Annotated in this window: 9 protein-coding genes; all 9 read left to right on the forward strand. The window is 65.2% G+C overall.

Annotated elements, in window-relative coordinates; genetic code table 11:
• Positions 1-4: 4 nt before the first annotated feature.
• From B9Y64_RS03175 to B9Y64_RS03215, 9 genes are read left to right on the forward strand one after another with little or no spacing between them, the layout of a single operon-like run.
• On the forward strand, positions 5-190 hold the full coding sequence (locus tag B9Y64_RS03175) for a hypothetical protein (RefSeq protein WP_100439472.1): 186 nt from the start codon (positions 5-7) through the stop codon (positions 188-190).
• Positions 187-981 (forward strand): Flp pilus assembly protein CpaB, encoded by a 795-nt coding sequence (cpaB, locus tag B9Y64_RS03180; RefSeq protein ID WP_100439473.1) that lies wholly within the window; start codon positions 187-189, stop codon positions 979-981. Before B9Y64_RS03175 ends, cpaB begins: the two co-directional genes overlap by 4 nt.
• On the forward strand, positions 968-2464 hold the full coding sequence (locus B9Y64_RS03185; RefSeq protein ID WP_100439474.1) for a type II and III secretion system protein family protein: 1497 nt from the start codon (positions 968-970) through the stop codon (positions 2462-2464). The genes cpaB and B9Y64_RS03185 overlap by 14 nt, the downstream gene beginning before the upstream one ends.
• Positions 2465-2477: 13 nt before the next feature.
• Positions 2478-4208: an ATPase, T2SS/T4P/T4SS family gene (locus B9Y64_RS03190; RefSeq protein WP_100439475.1), complete on the forward strand. Its 1731-nt coding sequence runs from the start codon at positions 2478-2480 to the stop codon at positions 4206-4208.
• A complete protein-coding gene (locus tag B9Y64_RS03195) occupies positions 4201-5055 on the forward strand; it encodes a type II secretion system F family protein (protein ID WP_100439476.1) in 855 nt (284 codons plus the stop codon). The genes B9Y64_RS03190 and B9Y64_RS03195 overlap by 8 nt, the downstream gene beginning before the upstream one ends.
• Positions 5052-5942, forward strand: a complete 891-nt coding sequence (locus B9Y64_RS03200) for a type II secretion system F family protein (RefSeq protein ID WP_100439477.1) — start codon at positions 5052-5054, stop codon at positions 5940-5942. Before B9Y64_RS03195 ends, B9Y64_RS03200 begins: the two co-directional genes overlap by 4 nt.
• A 10-nt stretch (positions 5943-5952) precedes the next feature.
• The gene (locus B9Y64_RS03205) at positions 5953-6336 is read left to right on the forward strand and encodes a DUF192 domain-containing protein (protein WP_100439478.1); all 384 of its coding nucleotides are present in this window, start codon (positions 5953-5955) and stop codon (positions 6334-6336) included.
• The gene (locus tag B9Y64_RS03210) at positions 6333-7019 is read left to right on the forward strand and encodes a TadE/TadG family type IV pilus assembly protein (RefSeq protein ID WP_202909035.1); all 687 of its coding nucleotides are present in this window, start codon (positions 6333-6335) and stop codon (positions 7017-7019) included. The genes B9Y64_RS03205 and B9Y64_RS03210 overlap by 4 nt, the downstream gene beginning before the upstream one ends.
• A gap of 1 nt (position 7020) precedes the next feature.
• The gene (locus tag B9Y64_RS03215; RefSeq protein ID WP_100439480.1) at positions 7021-7647 is read left to right on the forward strand and encodes a hypothetical protein; all 627 of its coding nucleotides are present in this window, start codon (positions 7021-7023) and stop codon (positions 7645-7647) included.
• Positions 7648-7750: the final 103 nt, after the last annotated feature.

The raw sequence follows: 7750 nt of genomic DNA on the forward strand, positions 1-7750 counted from the left end.
TGCCATGAGAAAACGCATTCCACCGTCCCCACGCCGCCAGCGCGGGGCCGCACTGATCGAGTACGCCGTGGTCGCTTCTGTCGGTGTCCTGGTCCTGGTCGCCGAGCCGAACATCGTGCTCGAGCTGATCGATTCACTGCGCAAGGCTTACCAGGGCTTCACCTACATGCTGTCGATGGGAGTCGTATGAAGGCGCTCCCGCTGAAAGCCAACCGCAACGTCGTCTTCATCATCATCGCCCTCGCCCTTGGCCTGGTCGCGGCCCTGGTCGCCGTGCGCTACGTGCAGAAGGCAGTGAACGAGCGTGCCGCCCCACCCGTGGAAATGGTGCCGGTGGCCGTGCCCAAGACCGACATGGAACCGGGCAGCATCGTTACCGTTGCCGACCTTGCGGTGCGCGAAGTCCCCGCCGACCTGCCGCCCGCCGATGCGATCACGCCGGACAACGTGTCCGAATACAGCGGCCGCATGCTGCGCGCACCGATCCGCGAAGGTGCACCGCTGGGTGCCAGCGCACTGGTGCCGCTGTACGACCAGTTCTCGCGCGTGATCGCCAAGGGCAACGTGGGCTACACCCTCCAGGTGGACGAAACGAACTCCATCTCCGGCATGATCGCCCCCGGTGATCATGTCGACATCCTGCTGACCGTCGAGCAGGAACAAACCGGTGCCCGGGTGCTGCCCTTGCTTGAGGACATCAACGTGCTGGCAACCGGCAACCGCGTCGGCGAAACGCCGGCCTCGGAAGATCAGCAGGGCTATTCGAACATCACCCTGGAACTGACGCCGGCGCAGGCGCAGCGACTCACCGTCGCCGCCAAGGCCGGCTCGATGCGGGTGATGCTTCGCCAGGTGGAGGATCGTGGTGCGTTCGGCCTCAGTGGCATGACGCAGAAGGAACTGCTCGGCAACGGCACGCAGGGTCGTGCCGGCGTGCAATTCATCATTGGGGGCAAAGGATCGACGAATGCGCAGCAATAATGGAATCCGCAGCCTCATCGCCGCCACCGCGGCCATCGCTGTTGTCACCGCACCTTTGCTGGCCATGGCACAGACCACCGGCACCCAGCTGACCCCGGTACCGGTCATGGCCGCACCGCGTCCTGCCGTCCAGGCGCAACCGCAGGCCAATGCCAACCATGCACCGGTGCCCGGTGGGCAAACCACCTTCCCCGCTCCGGTTCCCGATCCCGCCTATCGCACCAGCGCATCGGCCATGCCTGCCGTCCCGCTGCCCACCCGCGCCCGGATCTATGCCGGCCAGGCCGCCGTCTACACGCTGCCCAGCGGCCTCAAGCGCGTGGCCGTCGGTAGTGGCGAGATGCTCGAGGTCACCAACGTCGGCCCGCGTGACCTGATCATGATGGGCATGAAGGCAGGCTCCACCACGGTTCACCTGTGGCTGCAGAACGGCAAGCAGCTGCAGGTGCAGGTGGACATCTCCGAGAACGATGCCGTCAGCCTGGCCGAAACCATCCGCACCCTGCTGGCCGATGTGGAAAAGATCAATGTGCATGCCGTCGCCGACCGCGTGGTCATCACCGGCCAGGACATCAATCCGGGCATCGGCAGCCGCATCGATGCGATCCAGAAGATCTATCCGACGGTACTGAACTTCACTACCGCCGACCCGGTCGGCATGCGCCCGATGGTGCAGATGGACGTGAAGATCATGGAGTTCGACAGCAATGCGCTGGAAGAGCTCGGCATCCAGTGGGACAACGTCATCCGTGGCCCGGTGGCGGGCATCGTCAAGGATTTCACCAACAACAACTACTACCGCATAAACCCCGAGCAGAGCCCGGCCAACGGGGTGCTGCTGCCGAACAAGCTGCAGGGAACCCAGGCCTTCTTCGGCATCGCCACGCAGATCGGCTCGGCGATCAACCTGATGATGAACAAGGGCAAGGCGTTCCTGCTTGCCTCGCCTCAACTCAGTGCCCGCAGCGGCGGGCAGGCGAAGTTCCTGGCCGGCGGCGAGGTGCCGATCCCGGTTCCGCAGGGCTTCGGCCAGGTCACGGTTGACTACAAGGAATACGGCATCAAGCTCGACATCGAGCCACTGGTCAACTTCAACCAGGACATTTCCACCCGCATCCTGGCTGAGGTCAGCCGCGTTGATCCGACGGTGACGGTGCAGGGCGTGCCGGGCTTCACCACCCGCCGCACCGAGTCGGAAATCAATGTCCACGCGGGGGAAACCATCGTGATCTCCGGACTGATCGACTCCAGCGCGCAGCAGGATGCCAAGCGCCTGCCGTTGCTGGGCGATATCCCGATCCTCGGGAAACTGTTCCGTTCCGATGGCTTCCGCGGCAATCGCACCGAGCTGGTGATGTTCGTCACCCCGCGCGTAGTGACGCCGAGCTCGCAGGAAAACCTCGATGGCCTGGAGCGTGCGCGGCAGATCCAGGAGCGCGGCCAGCAGGCCATGCCGCGCCGGAACAAGAATTTCGTGCAGTAACCGGAGCCGGCGCATGTTCAACATCCTCATCGACACACCCAACCGCGACCAGCGCCGTGTCCGTTGCCTGCACCGCGAATGCGGGATCGGCCGCGGCGACGGCAACCTGGTGGTCCTGCAGGGTTGGAGCATCGCCCAACGCCACGCGGCGCTGAAGCGCGAGGATCAAGGCATCTTCATCGAGAGCCTCGGAGGCCGCTCACCGGTACTGGTCAATGGCGAGCAGGTGAAAGGCAGCCGTGGCCCGCTCACCAGCCGTGACCGCGTGCAGATCGGCGACTACCTGCTGCAGGTGGTGGACGACGACCCGCCGGCCGAACCCACCGCCGACGCCGGTAGTTTCAATGCGGGTGCGGCCAACGACACGCTGGTGGAGTCCGCGCCGGCACCGGCGCCATCACCTGCACCTGCGCAGGCATCCAACGAGCGCCAGCTGGCGCGGCCGGAGCAGCTGCCGCCGGACATGGCCGTCTACCGTGCAAAGCTGCATGCCTCCCTGGTCAAGCAGATGGACCTGCGCCGGCTGGATGTCCGGAGCATGGACGATGAGTCATTGCGCAACGCCACGATCAAGCTGATCGATGAAGTGATGCAACGGGAGTTCTCCGAGCTCCCCAAGACGATCAACCCGCGCAGGCTGGCCAAGGAAGTGCTCGATGAGGCCATTGGCCTGGGCCCGCTGGAAGACCTGATCGACGATGCGACGGTGACGGAAATCATGGTCAACGCGCACGACCAGATCTTCATTGAACGCGCAGGCCGGATCGAAAGGTCCCCCATTGTCTTCACCAGTGACCGCGCGGTGCTCTCGGCCATCGAGCGCATCGTGACGCCGCTCGGTCGTCGCATCGACGAAAGCTCGCCGATGGTCGATGCGCGGCTGAAGGATGGCTCCCGCGTCAACGCCATCATCCCGCCGGTAGCCCTGCGTGGCCCAAGCATCAGTATCCGAAAGTTCGCCAAGCGCAAGCTGGAAGGCAAGGACCTGCTCACATTCGGTTCCCTCAGCCAGCCGATGCTGGAGTTCCTGATCGTTGCGGTGCGCGAACGGCGCAACATCGTCGTTACCGGCGGCACCGGCTCCGGCAAGACGACCCTGCTCAACATCCTTTCCAACTTCATTCCCGATACCGATCGCATCGTCACCATCGAGGACGCGGCCGAACTGAAGCTGGTCCAGCCCAACCTGGTCGCCCTGGAAGCACGTCCTCCCAACATGGAAGGCAAGGGCCACATTTCCATCCGCGACCTGGTGCGCAACGCGCTGCGCATGCGCCCGGACCGCATCGTGGTCGGCGAGTGCCGCGGCGGCGAAGCACTGGACATGCTGCAGGCCATGAACACCGGCCACGAAGGATCGCTGACCACCGCCCATGCCAACAATCCACGCGAGGCGCTGTCGCGCCTGGAAGTGATGGTCATGATGTCCGGCATGGAACTGCCGATGACCGTGGTGCGCGAACAGATCTCGTCGGCGGTGGATCTGATCGTGCACCAGAAGCGCTTCCCCTGCGGCTCGCGCAAGGTCAGCCACATCACCGAGCTGACCGGCATGGAAAGCGGAACCATCCAGCTGCAGGATGTCTTCCTGTTCAAGGCACGCTCCAGCGCCGGACGCGATGGCAAGGTGGTGGGTGAGTTCGTCGCGACCGGTGCAGTGCCGGAGTTCTATGAAGAGCTTGCCGAGCGTGGCGTCTCGGTCGACCTGGACATCTTCCGCAGCGGGGGACGGCGGAATGAGTGACATCCTGCTGATCGCCCTGCTGTCTTTTGCCTGCGTGACGGGCTCGGTACTGCTGCTGGCGCGCGCCAGCACAGGCTTCATGGACCGGTACCGCGCCAACTTCATGGACCAGGCGCGGGTCAATCTGGCCGACATGTTCCTGTTCATCGATCCGCGCGTCCTGTTCAGGACCAATGTCCTGATGCTGCTGGCGGTTCCCGTGTTGCTGTGGATCGTCACCGGGGGCAACCTGCTGCTGCCGATCCTGGCCCTGATCCTGCTGGCCGTAGCGCCACGCAAGATCTACCTGTGGTTGAAGCAGCGCCGCCTTGACCAGATCCAGCAGCAATTGCCTGACGGCCTGCTGATGCTGGCCGGCAGCCTCAAGGCCGGCGTCGGCTTCAACCCCGCCCTGGAAGCACTGGCCCATGATGGCCTGCCTCCGCTGGCGCAGGAACTGGCACTGGTGCTGCGCGAGCAGCACATGGGGGTGCGCACCGAAGAAGCGCTGGACAACTTCGCCGCCCGCGTGCCCATCGCCGACGTGAAGCTGTTCGTAGCTGCCGTCAGCATTTCGCGCGAGGTCGGTGGCAATCTCGCCGAGAGCCTCTCCACGCTCGCCGAGACACTGCGGCGCAAGCTCATCATGGAGGGCAAGGTCAAGGCGCTGACCGCGCAGGGGCGCCTGCAGGGCATTGTCATGGCGATGCTCCCGGCCGGCCTTGTCGGCTTCCTCGTGCTGTTCTATCCGGAAACGATGAACCCCATGTTCCATACCTTCATCGGCTGGTGCGTCATGGGCCTGATCGGGGTACTGGAGTACCTCGGCTACCGCATGTGCCGCAAAATCATGACGATCGACATATGAACACCCTGCTCATCCTGGTCGCACTGCTTGCCGCTGCCGCTGTAGGGCTGCTTGCATTCGCGCTGCGCGGACTGGTGCAGTCGGTCGAGGTGGACCAGCGCAACTATCAGGATCCGCTGCCGCTGCTGCTCCGCATCCTGTGGCCATTGATCACGGTCGCTACGCGCCTGGCCGGGCCGCGCCTGTCCTCGGCGCAGCTGGAGCGGGCGCACCGCAGCCTGCAGTCGGCCGGCCAGGACTTCGTGCTGTCACCGGAAGAGCTGTATGGCGCCCGCATCGTTTCCGCCGCCGTGGCCAGTACCTTCCTGCTGTTCACCATCATCCTGCTGGGCAGATTCGGATTCGGCTCCGTACTGATGGCCCTGGCGTTCGGCGCCCCCTTCGGCTGGATGTATCCCACGCTGTGGCTGGGTGAAAGGCGGAAGGCGCGCTCCAAGCACGTGATCCGCGACCTGCCCATCTTCCTCGACTTCATCACCATGGCCGTCGAAGCCGGCCTGAACATCACCGGTGCGATCGAACAGTCCGTCGACAAGGGGCCACCCGGACCGCTGTCACAGGAGTTCTCGCGCATGCTGCGTGATCTGCGCGCGGGCCTCCCGCGCGCCGAAGCACTGCGACGCATGTCCGATCGCGCCGACATTTCCCAGTTGACCAGCTTCACCAGCGCCTTGATCCAGGCGGACCGGGTGGGTGCCAGCCTGAGCGACACACTGCGCTCGCAGGCCATGCAACGCCGCGAAGAGCGCTTCCTTCGCGCCGAGAAGCTGGCCCTGGAAGCGCCGGTAAAGATGATGCTTCCGCTCGTGTTGTTCTTCTTCCCGCTGATCTTCGTCGTCCTGGCCTACTTCATCTTCCTGCAGATGAAGCAGCAGGGAATCCTGTGAGGCCGCACGCATGAGAACCGGCGCCCTGATCCGCGGCCACCAGCAATTGCTCAGCTGCGTCTGGCATGCCGATCGCTGGCACCAGCGGCTGCGCGGCCTGCTGTTGCGCGCCCCGCTCCAGCCCGGGCAGGGCCTGCTGATAACCCCGTGCTCGAGTGTGCACACGCTGGCGATGGGCTACCCGCTCGACCTGTTGTTCCTGGACCGCGATCACCGGGCCGTTGGCTGGCGCGAAGCCGTGCGTCCGTGGCGAGGCGCCTGGTGCCGCGGTGCCTACTCCACGCTGGAAATGCCGGTGGACAGCCTCAGGCATATCGCTCCGGTGCTGGGCGAGGCGTTCCAATGGTGCCCTTCCCCGCCGGCGACACCGTCACCCACGAGGGCATTGCAATGAAGTACATCCGCACATCCATCCGCCGTCAGCGCGGCCAGTCGCTGATTGAATTCTGCATCGTGGTCCCGGCCTTCATCTTCCTCATCCTGGTCATCTTCCAGTTCGTCCTGATCTATCGCGCCAAGTCGCTGCTGGATTTCGCCACGCTGCAGGCCGCGCGTGCCGGCGCGGTCAGTGGCGTCAATCATTCAGAGATGCGCAGCGCGCTGGAAATGGCGATGGCTCCCCTGTACGCAACCTCACCGGATGCGGCGGGTGCCGTCGCCGCACGCGCCAAAGTCGCCCTGCTGTGGAAGAACCCCTTGCTGTCGCCGAAGATCGAGGTCATCTCGCCCAGCCGCTCGGCATACAACGAGTTCCGCGAACGCCAGTTCGATGGGCGCTACGCCTTGCCGAACGACAATCTTGCGTTCCGCGATGCACGCGTCGGCAGCAGCCGCGTCAGCGTCCAGGACGCCAACATTCTCAAGATCAAGGTCACCTATCCGATGCCCCTGATCGTCCCCTTCGCAGACCGGGTAATCGCCGGTCTGTCAGACCTGGTCAGCGAAGGTGACAGCTTCCGGCCCGCTTCGATGCTGATCGAGGATCCGATCACCGGCCACCGCCGCATGCCGATCGAATCCTATGCCATCGTCCGCATGCAGAGCCCCGTGCATGACAGCAACAACCTGGCGCGTTGACATGCGTGTACTGCTGGCCGGCCTGCTGATGGCAACGACCTGGACCGCCGCTGCCCAGGCCACGGACACTGCAGACAGCGAACCTCCGCAGGCGCGACTGCTGGCGCGTGCCTATGGCCTGGGTCCGCTCGGCCCCAGCGCTGCTGGCGGCGAGGTCGAAGTCGAGATCCGCTTGCGCGGGCCGGCCATCCGCATTGATTTCCGCGGCAGCAATGCACCCGACGCATGGCTGACGACCCAGGGCCAGCGCGGTCGGGCATGGCTGGTAAGCGAACGTGGCAACTACACGCTGCCGGTGGCCGACTCCAGCGGGCCCTACTGGTACGACCCCGCCGCCCCATGCCATACGATCGGCGGGCGCTGCTCACCAGCACCCGGCGAGTTCATCCTGGGCCGCCTCGCTGCCGGCTGGCGCTATGACAACGCGCGGGGCCCCGATGGCACCACCTCCGGCACGTTGTGGATCGATACCCGCACCGGCCTGCTGCTGGGCTACCGCGGACGCACCGGCAACCAGCGTACCGAGCGCGGCCTGCGTGTCACCGAGGTCTCATTCGATGAAGTGCCTTCGAGCCTGTTCGACCCGCCCGCCGGGTTGCGTCGGCGCAAGCAGGATGCGGTGAACTGAGCGGCCTGCGCGACAGGGCCAGCCATGCGCCCGCCATGGCCGATGGCCACGGCGTCACCGGCGCCGCCCTGGAACGGCATCGCCCACTCCCGCCGCGGCGGTA

The organism is Stenotrophomonas maltophilia, assembly GCF_002799245.1.
In the GTDB taxonomy this organism is placed as follows: domain Bacteria; phylum Pseudomonadota; class Gammaproteobacteria; order Xanthomonadales; family Xanthomonadaceae; genus Stenotrophomonas; species Stenotrophomonas maltophilia_S.